16 protein-coding genes and 1 tRNA gene are annotated in these 15,873 nt (G+C 49.0%); 8 read left to right on the top strand and 9 right to left on the bottom strand.

Annotated elements, in window-relative coordinates:
* Nucleotides 1-77 precede the first annotated feature (77 nt).
* From LC084_RS21280 to LC084_RS21265, 4 genes are all read right to left on the bottom strand, one after another.
* The gene (locus LC084_RS21280; RefSeq protein ID WP_226573863.1) at nt 78-1,505 is read right to left on the bottom strand and encodes an efflux transporter outer membrane subunit; all 1,428 of its coding nucleotides are present in this window, start codon (nt 1,503-1,505) and stop codon (nt 78-80) included.
* Between the two features lie 386 nt (nt 1,506-1,891).
* A tRNA-Pro gene (locus LC084_RS21275) sits at nt 1,892-1,968 on the bottom strand.
* 73 nt (nt 1,969-2,041) lie between these two features.
* Complete coding sequence (gene yejM, locus LC084_RS21270; RefSeq protein WP_226573861.1) at nt 2,042-3,784, bottom strand: LPS biosynthesis-modulating metalloenzyme YejM; 1,743 nt, start codon at nt 3,782-3,784, stop codon at nt 2,042-2,044.
* A gap of 27 nt (nt 3,785-3,811) precedes the next feature.
* The gene (locus LC084_RS21265) at nt 3,812-4,039 is read right to left on the bottom strand and encodes a YejL family protein (protein WP_226573858.1); all 228 of its coding nucleotides are present in this window, start codon (nt 4,037-4,039) and stop codon (nt 3,812-3,814) included.
* A gap of 131 nt (nt 4,040-4,170) precedes the next feature.
* On the opposite strand from LC084_RS21265, the gene yejK reads away from it, so the two are divergent.
* Nucleotides 4,171-5,178, top strand: coding sequence for a nucleoid-associated protein YejK (gene yejK / locus LC084_RS21260; protein WP_226573855.1), 1,008 nt, complete (start codon nt 4,171-4,173; stop codon nt 5,176-5,178).
* Between the two features lie 85 nt (nt 5,179-5,263).
* On the opposite strand, the gene rplY is transcribed toward yejK, so the two are convergent.
* On the bottom strand, nt 5,264-5,545 hold the full coding sequence (rplY, locus tag LC084_RS21255; protein ID WP_226573853.1) for a 50S ribosomal protein L25: 282 nt from the start codon (nt 5,543-5,545) through the stop codon (nt 5,264-5,266).
* A gap of 402 nt (nt 5,546-5,947) precedes the next feature.
* On the opposite strand from rplY, the gene LC084_RS21250 reads away from it, so the two are divergent.
* The 7 genes from LC084_RS21250 (at nt 5,948) to LC084_RS21220 (ending at nt 12,156) form a co-directional block, all read left to right on the top strand.
* Nucleotides 5,948-6,730, top strand: coding sequence for an SDR family oxidoreductase (locus tag LC084_RS21250; RefSeq protein ID WP_226573851.1), 783 nt, complete (start codon nt 5,948-5,950; stop codon nt 6,728-6,730).
* Nucleotides 6,727-7,104 carry a nuclear transport factor 2 family protein gene (locus LC084_RS21245; protein WP_226573849.1) on the top strand — a complete coding sequence of 126 codons (378 nt, stop codon included), beginning with the start codon at nt 6,727-6,729 and terminating at the stop codon, nt 7,102-7,104. The genes LC084_RS21250 and LC084_RS21245 overlap by 4 nt, the downstream gene beginning before the upstream one ends.
* A gap of 14 nt (nt 7,105-7,118) precedes the next feature.
* Entirely contained in the window at nt 7,119-7,979 is an 861-nt protein-coding gene (locus LC084_RS21240) for a fumarylacetoacetate hydrolase family protein (protein ID WP_226573846.1), read from the top strand.
* On the top strand, nt 7,976-9,202 hold the full coding sequence (locus LC084_RS21235; RefSeq protein WP_226573843.1) for a DUF3500 domain-containing protein: 1,227 nt from the start codon (nt 7,976-7,978) through the stop codon (nt 9,200-9,202). Before LC084_RS21240 ends, LC084_RS21235 begins: the two co-directional genes overlap by 4 nt.
* 237 nt (nt 9,203-9,439) lie before the next feature.
* The gene (locus LC084_RS21230) at nt 9,440-10,777 is read left to right on the top strand and encodes a hypothetical protein (RefSeq protein ID WP_226573840.1); all 1,338 of its coding nucleotides are present in this window, start codon (nt 9,440-9,442) and stop codon (nt 10,775-10,777) included.
* 50 nt (nt 10,778-10,827) lie between these two features.
* Nucleotides 10,828-11,208, top strand: a complete 381-nt coding sequence (locus LC084_RS21225; RefSeq protein ID WP_226573838.1) for a RidA family protein — start codon at nt 10,828-10,830, stop codon at nt 11,206-11,208.
* Nucleotides 11,209-11,322: 114 nt separating this feature from the next.
* Nucleotides 11,323-12,156 (top strand): DUF2218 domain-containing protein, encoded by an 834-nt coding sequence (locus LC084_RS21220; RefSeq protein WP_226573835.1) that lies wholly within the window; start codon nt 11,323-11,325, stop codon nt 12,154-12,156.
* Between the two features lie 47 nt (nt 12,157-12,203).
* Here LC084_RS21220 and hpaI read toward each other — a convergent pair whose 3' ends face one another.
* The 4 genes from hpaI to LC084_RS21200 form a co-directional block, all read right to left on the bottom strand.
* A complete protein-coding gene (gene hpaI / locus LC084_RS21215) occupies nt 12,204-12,983 on the bottom strand; it encodes a 4-hydroxy-2-oxoheptanedioate aldolase (RefSeq protein ID WP_226573832.1) in 780 nt (259 codons plus the stop codon).
* A 9-nt stretch (nt 12,984-12,992) separates the two neighbouring features.
* The gene (hpaH, locus tag LC084_RS21210) at nt 12,993-13,808 is read right to left on the bottom strand and encodes a 2-oxo-hept-4-ene-1,7-dioate hydratase (protein WP_226573830.1); all 816 of its coding nucleotides are present in this window, start codon (nt 13,806-13,808) and stop codon (nt 12,993-12,995) included.
* A complete protein-coding gene (locus LC084_RS21205; RefSeq protein ID WP_226573828.1) occupies nt 13,796-14,686 on the bottom strand; it encodes a fumarylacetoacetate hydrolase family protein in 891 nt (296 codons plus the stop codon). Before LC084_RS21205 ends, hpaH begins: the two co-directional genes overlap by 13 nt.
* A 75-nt stretch (nt 14,687-14,761) precedes the next feature.
* A complete protein-coding gene (locus LC084_RS21200; RefSeq protein ID WP_226573826.1) occupies nt 14,762-15,808 on the bottom strand; it encodes an amidohydrolase family protein in 1,047 nt (348 codons plus the stop codon).
* Nucleotides 15,809-15,873: the final 65 nt, after the last annotated feature.

The following is a 15,873-nucleotide window of genomic DNA, read 5'->3' as shown; positions in this document are numbered from 1 at the left end:
TTTTTCTTATTTGGAAAATAAAAAACGCCACCAGGTTTTGCCACTAGCGGCGTTTTATTTAGATATCGTTCAGCAAATCAGGCTTTAAACCCACCACCCAGTTGTTCAATCAATAACACGGCCTGGCTCAGTTGCTGTGCTTTTAATTCAGCAACTTGCTGGTCAGATTCAATCAACTGGCTTTGCAGTGATAACACATCAAGGAACGGCCTGAGCCCTGCACTGTACTCTTTGGAAACATCATCCCACGCGCTATGCACCAGCTGATTCGCTTGTTGTGCCTGGTCATTTTGCTCACTCAGGGATTTCATCGACACAATGCTGTCGCTGATATTACCCAGTGCGCTGATAACAGTGCTGTTATAGTGAGCGACAGCCAGATCCCAGTCTGCGTTGCTGGTGGCAAGGTCTGCACGACGCTTGCCGCCATCGAAGATTGGCAAAGACAATGTTGGCCCAATGTTGAAGAACTGGCTCGGAGCCCCGAAGAACGCATCACCTAGCAGGTTACGGCTACCGGCTTCCGCCACCAGGTTAATGTTGGGGTAAAACTCAGTTTTCACAGCAGCGATATTTTTCTCTGCGGATTCAACCCGCCAGCGCGCAGCTACAACATCTGGCCTGCGGCCAACTAATTCAGCCGGGATATCGGAAGGCAGCGTCATATTTTGCGGCACACTTAACTGAACCTGCTTGAGGCTGCGCCATGCATCCGGACCTTTGCCAAGCAAAATAGAGAGCTTGATACCCGCATCAACAGTGGCTTGTTTGGCGGCCGTTAATGCCTGCTCAGCACTTTTCGCCGTGGCACGAGCCTGGTTGTACTGGTAACGGGTAGACAGACCATTCGCAAAGTATTTCTGCTGCAAGTGGCTGATAGACTCAGTACGTTTAACGTTATCTTCTGCAAGTTTCTCCAGCTCTTTATTCAGGTTCAGGTTGATATAGGCGCGTGTGACATTCGCGGCCAGAGTCAACCGGGCACCTTGTTTATCCACTTCACTGGCCCGGGCTGCACCCAGTGCTGATTCCCATGCAGCCTTCTGTCCGCCCCACAAATCGAGCGTATAGCTGGCGCTGAGGTAAGCAGAGCGCAGTGTGGCATAGCGGTGGCCTTCCAGCAGCGGGTCATCTACTTTGGCAAGGCGTGAACGGGTGACGCTACCATCAGCATCAAGGGTTGGCATCCGGGCGGCTTCTGCAGCAACAACAGCAGCATTTGCTTTAGCTGCCTGAGCGTTGACAATTTGCAGGTCAGGGCTGCTGGCAAGTGCCTGGTCAATTAGCTGGTTTAACTGTGGGTCATTAAAGTTTTTCCACCAGGCCTGCTGTGGCCATGCTGCCGGGCTGAAATGCACACCAGCGAGGCTTTTTTGTGCCTGAAGTGAGTCAGGCGACAGTACGCTGTTGTGTGTGGTAAGTCCTTCTGATGTTGCGCATCCGGTGAGTAAAAGGCTCAATAACAGTCCACAAGAAGAAAGACGTGGGGAATTTTTAGCATTCATTATGTTGAGTTACCTGAAATAAGAAATAAGTGATGCGCCGTGTGGATCAACACGTCAGGTTCCATTTTCCACGAATTGAGAACAAGAGTTCACACTTTTCGTGCCAGAACAGCGCTTAATGACCATTTGTGCTAAAAAATGAGAATAGCCAGGAGACTTTGTTCTGGTCAATATTTGCGGGTATTTCAGTCAATAAGCTTATGATGGCTCACTGTCCGCGGCTGGGGGGATTTCGGTGGTACTGACCCCGTACGTTGGGGGTAAACCTGGCCTGCAGCTCAGTCAATACTGCGGTTGAGCGCTAAAGGTTACTGTGAAATAAAGCGATTCATACCATTCAGACGTAAAAAAGCCAGCCTGTTAAGGCTGGCTTTTTTTGGGGAATTTGGTCGGCACGAGAGGATTTGAACCTCCGACCCCCGACACCCCATGACGGTGCGCTACCAGGCTGCGCTACGTGCCGATGGGCGCTAATACTACCCGTTTTCCGCTGCATTGCAAGAGGGTTGCTAACTGAGTGGGGGTTAATTAATCAATCAGTTAGCAATGAAGCGTTTTTCATCTGTTAGCGCACGTAACAACAGGCGTAATTGCGGCGCTTTATCAGTAATAACATCACCAGAACGGTCCCAGGCCCGGTAATTACCGTTGTTATCAAGAACCAGCGTCATCTTCGGTGTTGTGATAGCCAGCGTATTGTTATCTGCACTAATTACCCAGTCATTCCGGCGTGTGGCAGCAAACAAATCTTCCCCCTGGGAGTACTCATTTACCGGTGTTTTCACATCCAGCAACCGGGTCATCAGGGTCGCCATGATATCCTGGTGGCTGGTCAGTTTTGATACCTGTTGGGCTGGTGTGCCCGGCCAGTGGATGATAAGCGGTACCTGAATACGTGAACGGTCCCATGCAAAGGCATTCTGGTGCTGTTTATCGGGAATGCCACGGTCAGCAGTGATAATCACCACGGTATTATCAAGGCGGTTTTGTGCCCGTAACGCATCAAGAATCCGGTTGATTTGCGTATCAACCTGGCCCTCAGCCGCGGGCAGGGCGTTCTCGCTGACACCATCTGTACCATCCAGCGCTACCCAGGAGAACCAGCGGTTATCTTCAGTAGCATACTGGTTAAGCCAGTTGATCCACTGTGTGGCGGTTTGTTTATCAGAACGCGTACGCGCTTCTGGCAGCGAGAAATCAGACAACAACGCCTGGCGATATAACGGCCCTTTGAAACCATCTGAAGCAAATAACCCCAACTGATAACCTTGTTGGTTGAATGCCGTGATAAGCGCAGCCGGTATACGGGCAGACAGCACGCTATCGAAATAAGTGGGAGAAATGCCATAGAACAGACCAAATACGCCATTATCTGCCTGGTTACCGGCGCTCATATGGTGAGTGAAGCGAATGTTCTGGTTCGCGAAAGCCGCCAAAGACGGCATATTTTTCGCGTAACTGCCATAGTTCAGCCCACTGACCGTAATCAGCAGAACATTTTGCCCGGTACCCATTCCGCCATAGTGCAGTTCACCCAGCGGATACTGTACCGACAGTGCTTCCGGGTTCCCTTGCTCAACCAACCTGCGTTGGTATTGCTGGGCGTCCAACAAGCCGTGTTTCTCCAGGAAACGCCGGGCTGTCATTGGGTAAGAGAAAGGCAGGTTTGCCCGTTGCATGGTAATCGGGCGATAGAAATTCGCATCTGCCCAAATGTACATCAGGTGGCTGCTAAAAAAGGCAATAAAGAACACCACAACCAGGGGTCTGGCGAAGTGGCTGCGGCGGTTAAGACTGCGTAATTTTTGCCAACTCCAGGTGGCAAACAACATCTCGATGAGCAGAATAACTGGCACTGCAATAAAGATCATTTGCCCTTCGCGGCCCATATCGGACTGCTCAGGGTTAACCACTATTTCCCAGACAATTGGATTAAGGTGCAAATGGAAGCGGGTGAATACTTCGCTGTCTACCAGCAACAGTGTCATTCCCGCAGTCGCAAGGGTGACGGACAACACACGCATCAGCCGTTGCGACATAACCACAAAAGTCAGCGGGAACAGAATCAGAAGGTAACCGGCAAACACCAAAAAACTAAAGTGCCCAACCAGACTGAACCAGGAGTATAACCGGCCCGGGAGTGTGGCAGGCCAGTCGGCGACAAACAGGTAACGGCTACCCAGCACAATGGCGAGTAAAATATTAAACAGCGCAAACCAGTGCCCCCAGTTGATCATCTGGGAGACTTTTTCACGATAGCGCTGATGCCTGTTCACCATAGTGATGCGTTCAGTCCTTGTTATCTTTTAATGTGCGTTTTCGTCCCGTACTGAAGATTGCAATGCTTCAGCAAACGAACGGGCAATGGTCCGGCGCTGGGCAGGTGCGACACTGGAGTTTATCAGGTTAGTCACCATGTTACCCAGCACCATCAGTGAAAGGTCAGTCGGGGCTTTGTGTTGTTCCAGAACATTAGCCAGCTCAGTAAGCAGGCTTTCAACACGTTCGTCACTATAACGGGATGTTTGTGGCATAAATCAGTATCATTCAGTTTTATCAAAGTGCGTCATATTACCGTAATGGCGTCAGGTTTTCCGCATTTTTATCTGAGGTTGCACCGGGGCGTGACTGGTGATTGAATACCGCCTTTAAAGGAGAGTGTACCATGAGTCTGGATATCGACCAGTTAGCTTTACATCAACTGATAAAGCGTGATGAACAAAATCTCGAGCTGGTGTTGCGCGACACATTGCTCGAACCAGCAGGCGTCGTGGTCGACATGATGGCGGAACTGCACCGCGTATACAGCGCGAAGAGTAAAGCTTATGGCCTGTTTTCACCGGAAAGTGAGCTGGCTGTCGCTTTGCAAAACTGCCGTAAAGGCGAAGATGATTTTCTGGCATTCAGCCGGGCAGCAACAGGCCGGTTGCGTGATGAACTGGGTAAATACCCGTTTGCTGATGGCGGTATTGTCTTATTTTGCCAGTATCGTTACCTGGCTGTGGAATACCTGTTGGTGGCAGTGCTGAATAACCTCAGCAGCATGCGTGTCAATGAACAGTTAGATTTGAGCACCACGCATTATTTGGATATTAACCACGCCGATATCGTGGCGCGTATTGATCTCACTGAATGGGAAACTAACCCGGAATCCAAACGTTATCTGACTTTTTTGAAAGGGCGGGTAGGGCGTAAAGTTTCTGATTTCTTTATGGATTTCCTGGGTGCCAGTGAAGGTCTTGATACCAAAGCGCAAAACCGTGGCCTGCTTCAGGCTGTGGAAGATTATGCGGCCCAGGGCGAACTGGATAAAGGCGAGCGGCAGAATGTACGCCAGCAGGTTTATACCTACTGCAACGAACAACTGCAATCGGGTGAAGAAATTGCACTTTCGGCACTGGCGGGTGAAATTCCGGTGTTGGGCGAGCAAAACTTTCAATCTTTTGCCGAAACCCAGGGCTACGAGCTGGAAGAAACTTTCCCGGCAGACCGTAGTACGCTAAAACAGCTAACCAAGTTTGCGGGCAGCGGCGGTGGGTTGACGATTAATTTTGATGCGATGTTGTTAGGCGAGCGCGTGTTTTGGGACCCGGCAACAGATACATTAACTATTAAAGGAACTCCCCCGAATTTACGCGACCAGTTACAGCGCCGCACTTCAGGTGGTAATTAAGCCGTTATGGCCTCTTCCGGGGCCAGATAAAAGACGGGCAATAAAAAACGCCGCTTAAGCGGCGTTTTTTATTCGAAGCGTACGATTAAGCGCGAACGAAATCGATATGCATCATTTTCGGCTTGTACGGGTGACGCTGCATAGCCTGAGCTTTTACTTTCACTTCTTTGCCGTCGATAACCAGAGTCAGCTCTTCATAGAACTCAGGTTTGGACTGCAGGTTCATAACCAGATCCTGGTCCAGTTCGATAGCTACAGGCGCTTCAGTCCCGCCGTATACGATAGCCGGGAATTTGTTCGCTGTGCGCAGGCGGCGGCTCGCACCCTTACCCTGCTCTTTACGTACTTCTGCGTTGATAGTTAACATCACAATCTCTCTATAGTGAATCCTGCAACAGGCGACCCAGTGGCAGGCAAATATTCAGCTTCTACGGATGTAAAAGCGGGCGGCATTATAGCGGGTAATCTGTAGCCCGGCAATAACCAGTGGGTGCGTGTTTGTATTTGCCCGTCAGTATGCTGATTTCTGGTTCCCACCTGCCGGGTATCTTGCTCTGTTTGATTTCTTAACGTCTCTTTGTTTTTAAGTTATTTAATTTCAATGATTTATTTTTATTTCACCCCACGCCATGGATTTCGATTTGTTTATTTCGTGAGCCATCTCCGACTTTTGTTTAATCCTTTCTGGTCATTCTAGACATATCGAACATTAAGATATATCACTATATAAACATATCTTTTACTAATGGTTAACAAAGTGAGGGAGAAAATGGATCTCGGGATTCGTGGCAAACAGGCATTCATTTGTGCCTCATCGCAGGGGCTGGGGCTGGCATGTGCAACTGCGCTGGCGGCAGAAGGGGTGAATATCACTTTGAATGGGCGTAATGGGATGAAGCTGGAATCAGTGATGCTGAACCTGCGCTCGCAGTTTTCTGGTATAACCATCAACGCCATTGCTGCTGATCTGGCAAGCCAGGAGGGAAGAGCTAAAATACTTCGCCAGCTACCTCAGGTTGATATTTTAGTGACGAATAACGCAGGGCCACTTCCTGGCGGCCTGGCAGATTGGGATGAAAATGCCTTAAACCAGGCGATGGAAGCCAATTTTATCCCGGCAGTACAACTGATACGGGCCTGGCTCCCAGAAATGCGCGAACGAAAGTTTGGCCGCATCATTAATATTACATCTGCAATGGTGAAATCCCCTCACTATATGATGGGCCTGTCGACAGCCGCACGAACGGCATTAACAGCTATGTGTAAGGCAATTAGCCGGGAAGTCGTTGCTGATAATGTGACTATCAACAATTTACTTCCAGAGCGCATCGATACTCCACGCCAGGCATTCATGATGCAGCGCCTTATGGACAAAGAAGGCATCAGTCAGGAAGAAGCCCGCTACCGTAATGAACAAACTATTGCTGCCCGGCGCTTTGGTCGGCCGGAAGAGTTCGGTGCTGCGTGTGCCTTTCTATGTAGTGTTCAGGCCTCGTTTATTTCAGGGCAAAACCTGCAACTTGATGGTGGCTCCTGCGAGGGGCTGCTATGAGCACTGACATCAATAGCATTCTCAAATTCGAAGCCCGACGCCAGCAAGCTCTTATTTCCGCAGATATTTGCACACTTGAAACTATGCTCGCTGATGAGTTGATTCATATCCACAGCACGGGAATGGTGCATGACAAAGCTCAATTTCTCCACCACATCACTGCGATGGGAGGATTTGTCGCTATTGAACGTCCATGCCCGCAGGTGTCATTCGTTGGTGATATGGCTCTGGTGGTCGGTGAAACTCACAACACGGTACGCCAGATCACTACTGGTGACATTATGACTCGTCATGGTTATTCCACACTGGTGCTCAAACGCGGTGCTGCAGACTGGCAAATTGTGCTGTCACAAATGACCCCGGTCAAAAACTAAAGGATAGAAAAAGAATGAAGCTTGTACGTTATACCAGACAGGGCCAGACGCGTATTGGCAAGGTAACTGAAAGCGGTATTGTTGATCTGACTGAACTGGCCGGATGTGGTAGCAGTATGCGGCAGGTGCTGCATACTCTCCCCCGTCTTTTCAGCCAGTTTGAGCAAGAATCATTACCTTGTTGTGCACTATCTGAAGTCCGGCTTGAAGCCCCAATACACGACCCACAGAAATTTCTGGGAATTGGGATGAATTACCAAAAACATGCGGATGAAGCTCGTCAGGCAGGCATCCCTGTGCCGCAATCGCAGATGTGGTTTAACAAACAAGTATCATGCATTAATGGGCCATTTGATCCTGTGGTCAAACCCGCCGTGAGTGAGCAAATGGACTATGAAATTGAACTTGGCGTAGTCATTGGGCAGCGTTGCCGACATGTCAGTGTTGCCGATGCACGAAAGATGATTGCGGGTTATTTGATTGTTAATGACCTTTCTGCTCGTGACTGGTTGAAAAAATCTCCGACATTTACCCTCGGGAAATCATTTGATACTCATGGACCTGTTGGGCCATGGATAACCACTGCAGATGAAATAGCCGACCCAATGGCTCTGAATATGGCGCTTTGGGTTAATGGGGAACTGCGCCAACAATCACTGACAGGTGACATGATTTACTCCATTGATGAGCAAATCGCTTATTTATCCAGCGTTATGACACTTGAACCTGGTGATATTTTGGCAACGGGCACACCATCCGGAATAGGGGCACCACGCGGGATTTTCCTTAAGCCCGGGGATGTCATTCGTCTGGAGATTGAACAATTAGGCGTTATAGAACACCAGGTTGTTGCTGAACAACAGGAGCGGTTATGACCAGCCGAAATTTTCGTGACTACCTGTTACCTGCCGATGCTCCCCGCATTTTGTGTGCCCGTAATGTTGACCCGCAAACTTATGCACGACGCATGTTGGCAACCGAACAGGCACGCAGCTTACAGGCTCACTGGCAATCATTACTGGATGAAACATTTCATGGCATTACCTGTAATGGAGAGGTTCAGCCGGGGCTATTTTCTGTAGCTGATGAGGGGTTCGATGTGGAGTCTGCGATGGCTGCCGCTCAACACCTTCTGGCGACGTTGACGCCAGAAGAACATGGGAAGGTTTGTCAGCCAATAGAGGCCAAACAGTGGCGCGCCTGGTATAACCCTGAAATACCTTTTAATGACTATGGTGTTCGCCTGGAAAACACAACAGAATCTGCGCGGGACGCTTTTTTGTCGCTACTACGTTGTTGCACCAGTGATAAAGGCTACCAGAAAGTCGTACGGTTGATGGATGCCAATCACTTTTTAGGTGAACTGTACTCACTGAACAATATTATGAACCGCTGGAGTTTTCATTTTATGTTGTTTGGTGAACCATCCGTAGAGAAGCCCTGGGGATGGGTAATCTATGGCCACCATGTTGCATTCAGCTGTTTCATCCTTGGCCGCCAGTTGGTTATTGCACCAACTTTTATGGGTGTTGAACCGAATGTGATTGACCGGGGAAATGAGCAGGATTGCGTGTTGTTTACCCAGGAAGAAAGCTCAGGCCTTGCATTGATGCAGTCCTTAACACCTGACCAGCAGCGCCGGGCAACCCTTTATACACAAATGGAAGATCCGGCGATGCCTGCCTGGCGATTCAATTTCGCTGACCAGAGGCATCTGGGGGGCGCGTTCCAGGATAATCGCATTATTCCTCTCGAAGGAATATGTGCTGCGGAATTTTCTACGCAACAGCGCGCCAATCTTTTAGACACTGTCGCCGCTTTCATCGATTTTCTGCCAGCCGGGCCGCGTCAGGCACGCATGTCTCTGGTAGAAAAATGGCTGGATGAAACCTGGTGGTGCTGGATTGGTGGGTGTGGTGATGATGATGTCTTTTATTACCGCATACAGAGCCCGGTTATTATGCTGGAATTTGATCATCACAATGGCATGTGGCTGACTAACACCGAACCTGCACGCTTTCATATTCATACAATTACCCGAATTCCAAACGGTAACGACTATGGTAAAGCTTTACTGGCATCCTGGCGCCAGAATTAATATTCATTTCAGGCAAGGACGAGGGTGAACAGAGCGCCCGCCATATTGCATGCTACAGGTGTGTAAACGATTAAAATCAGTATTAGTGTGGTGACTGGTATCGGTATTTCACTGTATCCCTGTGAAGCGATTTAATTCTGTGTGGCTGTTTTTATTTTACTGGCATTTATATGCCAGCAGGGTAGTGCTGTATAAAAATTGGCAAATAACGGTCATTATTAATGAGGTTCTAAACAAATGGGATGCGATAATTTTTTCCGCCTGGCTGCTTTTACTTTATTTCCTTTGGCGTTGTTGTGTGAAAAAAGTTATGCCGAAATGCCTTATTCTCAGCAAGATTCAGACTCATTTAATGCCTGGTTATCTGAAGGTGGAATATCGGGTGAACTTAAAACTATGCAGTTTTTTAAAGAATTTAGTGGTACGGTTGAAAATAAACATACACATGCTTTTGGTGGCGATATTCAATACCGCAGCCCACAATGGCATGGGCTAAGTTTTGGTCTTGGTGATTATGCATCATGGAATTTAGGCCTGAATTCCAGTAATGAAGATAAAACTGAAGTCTATTTACCCTCAGACAATGTTAATGTGTTAGGAAAAGCATTTCTGCGTTACCAGGGATACGGTTTGGATGTGCAGGGTGGTCGGATTGGTCTTGATACACCATTTGCTAATGAAGGAAATGGCAGAACCATGATTCCCCTGTTATATCAAGGTTATGGTGGGAGCTACGCATTACCTTTTGCCAGGCAAGTTAACCTGTACGGTTATCGTATCTACCGGTTTAAGCCTGGGAGTTCAGACACCTTTGGCAAAGGTGATGTAGGGGCACCTGAAGTGGATGAAACCAGTTTGCCTTCGGTGGACAGTGATGGTTTTTCAACAGTGGGATTACGTTATGGTCAGCGTTATGGCGCAACAGCAGAAGCCTGGTACTACCATTTCGACAAACGGGCTCAGTTAGCCTACACCGGGGCGGAAATTCCAATATCTGGTCTGGCAGTAAGTGGCTGGACTCCATTTGTAGGAGCACAGTACCTGCACGAGTGGGATGCCAGTGACCAGGCATGGCCTTATCAGAATATTGATACTGATCTCTATTCAGCCCGGATTGGTATACGCAACCGTAATCACAGTTTTTCAATCATAACAACTCAGGTACCCAGTAAAGATAATGCATTCCTCAATGGGGCATATTTTGCACCTTATAGCTTTGGTATTTATAATACGACACCCATTGAAGATGGCCAGCCTTTGGCATCAATGGTAACCAGTAACCAGCCTGGTAATTCACTGGCATTACGTTATGTCTATCATAATGATCAGTGGTTAACTGTTTTAGGGTATACCCGGTTGAATTTAAAATCTTCATCGGGGGTTTATTACCCTCTGGCAGCTGAAAATGTCAATGCTGGTTTTATGATTCTTGGTTACAATTTAACTCAGCGTCTGAATATTCAATTTGAGTTCGATTATGTTAATTCCCCTTCAACCGTAACAGGTAATTATCATGCAGAACGACTGCGTCTTGTCTACAAATTTGGTAGCCTGATGCCAGATAGCGAATATTAATCCTTTGCGGGCAGGGAAACTGCCCGTAATTATTAACAGGAACCGAAAATATGACCATGCGTAAAAGTATTTATGTGGATACCTTTCCTCATGCCAATCCAACACCTGCTGCTTGTCTGGTCGGTAATATGGTTTTTACTGCCGTTATTTATGGCCGTGAACCTGCCAGCCAACAGGTGCCTGTGGATATGGATCTGCAATGTCAGTATATGTTTGAGCATGTTCGAACCATTGTTGAAGCCGCGGGGGGAAGTCTCGACAACATTGTGAAAATGACATTATGGATGGTGGATAAGCAAGAACGAGATATTGTTAACCGGCACTGGCTGAGTTATTTCCCGGACCCAGCGACCAGGCCAGCCCGGCACACTCAAAGCGGAGAATTTACCGGGAATATTCGTATCCAGTGTGATTTCATTGCCGTATTGTAGCGCAGCTGGGGAAGTCGATAGTAAGGAAAACCTGCCATTAAACATGGAGTAATACCGTTTTTGCGATATATTTAAAGTTTAGATATGTTGCTGTGAGCGATGAAGGGAAAACCAATGGAACAGGCACAAGACTTGGATAAAACAACGGTTAACCACGAACCCGCCAGCCAGGAAAAACGTAGAGGGCGCGTTTTTGATTATGGCGAGTTGCGTGTTCTGCTACTGTCAATGCTTGCTGATCAGTCCAGCCATGGCTATGAGTTGATACATGCAATCAAAGCGCGTTTCGCTGGTCTTTATAAGCCCAGTCCTGGTGTTATTTACCCGACACTGACCTGGTTATATGACCGGGGATATGCTGTGATCGATCTGGAAAAAGGTGGGCGTAAGCGTTATAGCATTACCCCTGAAGGCAAGGCTTTTTTGGCTGCCAACCATGCTGTGATGGAAATGCTGCAAAAGCGTATCGTTCCACCCCGGACGGGAAAAACATCACCACCAGAGTTGGTAGGTGCGATGGACCATCTGAAGCGGGCTCTGAATTTGCGTGCCAGTGTTGAACCGGAAAACGAAGCTGTTATTCAGCAAATCGCTGATGCCATTCATAGCGCGGCACAGCGAATTGAAACACTGTTATCAACACCCGCCCCCGCCGCTGGGGCAATGTGCAGTATCGCCAATATTGCCACACCGAATGCGGCACGGTTTGTTCGGCGACTGTGCAGCCATTTTCAGCACCGCACACCTGTAGTCAGTGATGAGTTAAGCGGGCAGTTTCGTCTGAGTCTTGGGGAAATTCGTCTTGAGGCTTTGCCGGAGACGTTGCGTGTAATCCTGACATCAGACAGTGAATCCAAACTGATTGAAATGGAAAACATTATCGTGCGTCATTTAGCAGAAACAGCCGTGCGGGAAACTCTGGATATTCAGTGGAGCCATGCGCAATAAAGCGGGTTTAGCAGACCGTACTGGGGATCCAGTACGGTAAAATCTGCTTAGGGTATAAGCCGTTCCCGCACATGCTGTGCCAGGTGATTTGTCGCCTGAACCAGCAACCCCACATCACTTCCCGTTGCCAGGAAAACAGCGCCTGCGTTCAGGTAACGCTCAGCCAGTTGCAAGTCGGCAGTCAGGATCCCGGCTGGTTTGCCGAGTTCACGTATTTTACGCAGCGCTTTTTCTACCACAGTGACCACTTCTGGTGCTCCGGGCATACCCGGAAATCCCATGTCGGCAGCAAGGTCTGCTGGCCCAATAAATACGCCATCAACTCCCTCTGTCTGTGTAATCGCTTCAAGGTTTTTCAACCCGATACAGCTTTCCACCTGTACCAGTAAACAGATTTGTTCGTTTGCTGTTTTCAGGTAGTCCGGGATACGGTTAAAACCCGATGCTCTTGCCAGTGCCGCACCTACGCCACGGCAACCTTCCGGCGGATAACGTACCGCACGGACCAGTTGTTTGGCTTCATCGGCCGATTCAACCATCGGTATCAGCAAGGACTGAGCACCAATATCTAACAGTTGTTTGATAATCCAGGGGGCGCCGGTGGGGGCACGTACGACAGGATGCACCGGGCTGGCTGCCAGTACCTGCAATTGGTTCATCAGCAAGGGAACATCATTAGGTGCGTGTTCACCATCCAGTAAAACCCAGTCAAAACCGGCGTGAGCACAAATTTCAGCACAATAGGGGTTTGCCAGAGCAAGCCACAGCCCGGACTGTGTTTTTCCTTCTGCCAGAGCCTGTTTAAAGTAGTTAACCGCAGCAGCCATACTCGTACCTCACTCAAAGAAGCAGCTAACGCTGCCATAGGTGCCAAAATCCGCCACAATAGTGCTGCCATGTGGTGCCTCAATGGGGCGAATAAATGAACCTGAGAGCACTATTTGCCCGGCTTCAATGCTCTCATCATAATTGGACAGTCGGTTGGCGAGCCATGCGATACCACGGGCCGGGTGATTAAGTACCGCAGCGCCCAGCCCGGTCTCTTCCACGCAGGCATTGCGCGAAACAATGGCACCCATCCAGCGCATATCAAGGGTTTCTGGTCTGTACCATTGGCTGGATAACACAATACCGGCATTGGCTGCGTTATCGGAAACCGTATCGACAATGGTGCGCAGTTGCTGGGTTTGTGGGTCGCGCCGCACAATGCGGGTGTCGAGGATTTCCAGTGCCGGAGCGATAGCTTCTGTCACCCGCATGACATCCTGCACGGTTACATTTGGCCCACGTAGTGGGGCTTTCATCAAAAAGGCGATTTCAGCTTCAATACGTGGTTGAATAAAGCGTGTTGCCGGGATCAATGCACCATCATCAAAAGCCATGTCATCAAGTAATACACCAGAGTCCGGAGTATCAATATTCAGCGCATACTGCATAGCTTTGGAGGTCAGGCCGATTTTCCAGCCAATGACTTTCCTCCCAGACGCTTTCTTTTGTTTAACCCAGGCAGCCTGAATGGCGTAGGCATCATCCAGTGTCATTTGTGGGTAGCTGCGGGAAAGTAGCCCGGTTTGAGTACGGCTTTTTTCTGCTTCATGCAGCGTGCAGGCCGCTGCATCAATTTGTTCACGGGTGAGAGTCAGTTTTTGCATAGTTCACCTTCGTCTGCCACTGTATTGCGTAATGTGCCCAGACCAGTTGCACTGATCTCGATGACATCTCCTGGTTTCAGCCAGACTGGTGGGGTCTGGCGGGCGCCGGCACCTGTTGGTGTACCCGTGATAATGACGTCTCCGGGAGACAGTGGAATAAACGTGGAGATATAGTGGATGAGCTGTGAGAAGGAGAAGTGCATCCGCGCAGTATTGTCTTGCTGGCGAAGTTCACCATTCACCCGGGTGGTAAGTTGAATATTGGCCAGTTGTGATTCCTGTGTGACTGGCACCAGACCCGGTCCGATACTGCCCGAATGCCAGAAATTCTTACCTTGTGTGACATTAAACTTACCGTGACGGACCCAATCGCGCACCGTTCCTTCGTTGCATAACGTCAGCGCGGCGATGTGTTGCGGAGCATCATCATAAGAAATACGCCGCCCGCCCGTGCCAATAACCAGCGCGATTTCTCCTTCGTAATCCAGTTGTTCGCTCTCAGCCGGGCGAACCAGCGGTTGTTGATGACCGGTAAAAGAATCGGGGAATCGCACGAACAGTGAAGGCCAGGGAATATCAGATTGCCCGTCTTTGTATTCCTGGGCCCGGTCAGGGTAATTGACACCCACACAGATAATTTTCCCGGGGGCCGTGAGTGGTGGAGTAAATATAATGTCATTTACCGAATAACTGGCAGACAATCCTGACGCTTCGAATGCCAACTCTGGCAGCGCATTATCCTGCACCACCGCATCCAGGGTTGCCCAGCGGCTTCCAAAACGTGCGGATAAATCGACAACGCCATTTTCACGGAGTAAGCCATAGTGCCGCTTGCTTGTCTGGCGGTGAATAAAGGTTATAAATTGAGGCGTTTCCAAAGGGTCCTCCTTCATCGCCTGTCGTATTTTGGGATCAAGAAATGAACCCGACGACCAGGCCGCCGGGTTAGGTGATTAATCGAGATGGAACATCCGGGCTGCGTTACCACCCAGGATATTAGCTTTGTCTTCAGCGGTGATATCAAGGCTCTGAATAGTTTCAATACCGCGGAAGAACCAGTCTTTACGAATTGGGTAAGAGCTGCCGTAAAGAATGTTTTTGCCGCCAATGACTTTCACACAGGCTTCCAACTGGGCTTTGCCCCATTGCGGTGCGCCTGAAGTATCGAAGAAGATATTGTTGCTTAACTGGCCGCGTAACTTGCCGTTTTCGACCTGGAAACGATCCACCGTGTCATTAAACTGGTGTTGTGGCGGAACCAGCATATCCGCAAAGGCATAAAATGCGCCGCCAAGCATAGAGTGAATAAATTTAAGGTTGGGCAATTCATCAAACATGCCACTGAACAGTTCACGCCCGACCGCAGTGGCCTGATCTACGCAGCGGCCAAACTGGCGCCGTTGGTTGGTATAAGGCAGCACTGAATGGTAATCCACTGGCAGTGGTGTGTGGTGGACCACAACTGGCACATTCAGTGAATTGAGGTAACGCAGGTAGGGGCGAAATGCCGGATCATCAAGGTAGATCTGCCCATAGTGAGCAACGATTTGTGCGCCACGAAAACCCAGTTGATTAAGGCAACGATCCACTTCGCGCAGGCACTCTTCGGTACCCCATGGCGGAACAACCGCCAGTGCTGACATTTTTCCGCCACTGTGTTTTACATATTCTGCCATGCGATCATTGACCATCTTACAGGTATCCAGATCCAGCCATTCCTGCCAGACGGGCAGACGGAAAATAGCATGGTCAACTCCGGCCTTTTCCATATCTGCCAACTGGCTTTCCAGTGTGTACTGACCTTCGGCATAGTTGAGGTTCACGTAGCCTTTAGGTTGCTCGATGATCAACTGTTTAAGATCTTTGCCTTCAATGGGTTCAACTCGAGTGTGCACGCCATATTGCTTAGGTACGCAATCAAGAAATGCATTTAACAGTTTCTGGTCAGAGAACAGATCGCCTGGCAGCCAGTGCATATTAGCATCGATAATTTTGCTCATTTTATTTTCCTTATTTATGTCATCTTGTTGTGTTAACAGTGTTTTCTATATTTTGTTGTGATTCA

The sequence above is a fragment of the Mangrovibacter yixingensis genome, from assembly GCF_020523985.1.
GTDB classification, from domain to species: Bacteria; Pseudomonadota; Gammaproteobacteria; order Enterobacterales; family Enterobacteriaceae; genus Mangrovibacter; species Mangrovibacter yixingensis.
The sequence above is the reverse complement of the archived record's forward strand: the minus strand, read 5'-3'. Positions and strand labels throughout refer to the sequence as shown.

Excerpts from the sequence above, each read along its gene's own strand:
- LC084_RS21280 (WP_226573863.1), bottom strand. The coding sequence starts at position 1,505 with ATGAATGCTAAAAATTCCCCACGTCTTTCTTCTTGTGGACTGTTATTG.
- yejM (WP_226573861.1), bottom strand. The coding sequence starts at position 3,784 with ATGGTGAACAGGCATCAGCGCTATCGTGAAAAAGTCTCCCAGATGATC.
- LC084_RS21265 (WP_226573858.1), bottom strand. The coding sequence starts at position 4,039 with ATGCCACAAACATCCCGTTATAGTGACGAACGTGTTGAAAGCCTGCTT.
- yejK (WP_226573855.1), top strand. The coding sequence starts at position 4,171 with ATGAGTCTGGATATCGACCAGTTAGCTTTACATCAACTGATAAAGCGT.
- rplY (WP_226573853.1), bottom strand. The coding sequence starts at position 5,545 with ATGTTAACTATCAACGCAGAAGTACGTAAAGAGCAGGGTAAGGGTGCG.
- LC084_RS21250 (WP_226573851.1), top strand. The coding sequence starts at position 5,948 with ATGGATCTCGGGATTCGTGGCAAACAGGCATTCATTTGTGCCTCATCG.
- LC084_RS21245 (WP_226573849.1), top strand. The coding sequence starts at position 6,727 with ATGAGCACTGACATCAATAGCATTCTCAAATTCGAAGCCCGACGCCAG.
- LC084_RS21240 (WP_226573846.1), top strand. The coding sequence starts at position 7,119 with ATGAAGCTTGTACGTTATACCAGACAGGGCCAGACGCGTATTGGCAAG.
- LC084_RS21235 (WP_226573843.1), top strand. The coding sequence starts at position 7,976 with ATGACCAGCCGAAATTTTCGTGACTACCTGTTACCTGCCGATGCTCCC.
- LC084_RS21230 (WP_226573840.1), top strand. The coding sequence starts at position 9,440 with ATGGGATGCGATAATTTTTTCCGCCTGGCTGCTTTTACTTTATTTCCT.
- LC084_RS21225 (WP_226573838.1), top strand. The coding sequence starts at position 10,828 with ATGACCATGCGTAAAAGTATTTATGTGGATACCTTTCCTCATGCCAAT.
- LC084_RS21220 (WP_226573835.1), top strand. The coding sequence starts at position 11,323 with ATGGAACAGGCACAAGACTTGGATAAAACAACGGTTAACCACGAACCC.
- hpaI (WP_226573832.1), bottom strand. The coding sequence starts at position 12,983 with ATGGCTGCTGCGGTTAACTACTTTAAACAGGCTCTGGCAGAAGGAAAA.
- hpaH (WP_226573830.1), bottom strand. The coding sequence starts at position 13,808 with ATGCAAAAACTGACTCTCACCCGTGAACAAATTGATGCAGCGGCCTGC.
- LC084_RS21200 (WP_226573826.1), bottom strand. The coding sequence starts at position 15,808 with ATGAGCAAAATTATCGATGCTAATATGCACTGGCTGCCAGGCGATCTG.